At 65.6% G+C, this 938-nt stretch carries 1 protein-coding gene; it reads right to left on the bottom strand.

What is annotated here, in order from left to right:
* Positions 1–147: 147 nt before the first annotated feature.
* A partial coding sequence (locus DH10_RS36105) for an IS110 family RNA-guided transposase (RefSeq protein WP_192385977.1) occupies positions 148–938 on the bottom strand: 791 nt, incomplete at its 5' end.

The following is a 938-nucleotide window of genomic DNA, read 5'->3' as shown; positions in this document are numbered from 1 at the left end:
GGGTCAGCTGGGTATGGTGCGGCTTGGTTGAAATCGCTGTCGGCCGATCGGATCGACCGCTGCTACAAAATCGGCGCCGTCATCCATGCCCTCCCTCGGGCGTCGTTCCCGCTCGGGAACTCGTATCGGTCTCCTTTCGGATGCCGGTTATGCCGGCCTAAACACGGTGCCATGCCGGAGCATGGCATGCATGATGATGGCGAGCCGGCGGGCGAGCGCGACCCGCGCCTTGCGCATCGTGGACCTCGCCGCGATGGCCAGCGCCCAGTCCCTCAGCTTCAGCGGTGCTTTGTAGCGCGTCAGCATGACATTTGCTGCTTCGTAGAGCAGGGTTCGTGTTCGCCGGTCGCCGCATTTGGAGATGCTGCCGGTGTAATCGACCTCGCCCGATTGATAGCGCCGCGGCACGAGGCCGAGATAGGCGCCGATATCGCGGGACCGCCGGAAGCGCTCGGGATCGTCGACGGCGGCTGTGAAGGCGAGCGCGGTGAGTTTGCCGACACCGGGAATGGTCATCAGCCGGCGGCACGCATTCGAGGCCTTGGCCATCCTCTTCAAGTCTGCGTCGATTGCCGCGACAGCCGAAAGCACGGCGGCGCGCGCCCCGATGAGGCCTCGCATGGCGGCGGACAGGCCGTCGATCCCTTCACTTGATTGCAATGCCTGTTTGATGAAGGCGGGGCTGAGCGCCCGCGGCAGCCGGACGCCGAACACCACGGCGAGGCCGCGGATCTGGTTCTCCAGCATGACGCGCTGCCCGACCAGCTTCTTGCGCGCGATGATGAGCGAACGGACAGCATGCGCCGGCAGCGACTTCACATGCGTCGGTTTGAAGAAGCCGGTGCGGGCGAGATGGGCCAGGCCACGGGCGTCGTTGCGGTCGGTCTTGTGGGTCGCAAGGGACTTCAACGCCTGATAGGCTTGGCGGCTCTCGATGC

Origin of the sequence: Mesorhizobium silamurunense (assembly GCF_014843825.1) — a bacterium.
Lineage (GTDB): Bacteria > Pseudomonadota > Alphaproteobacteria > Rhizobiales > Rhizobiaceae > Mesorhizobium > Mesorhizobium silamurunense.
Note: the sequence above shows the minus strand (reverse complement) of the source record. Positions and strands in the feature narration are given on the sequence as shown.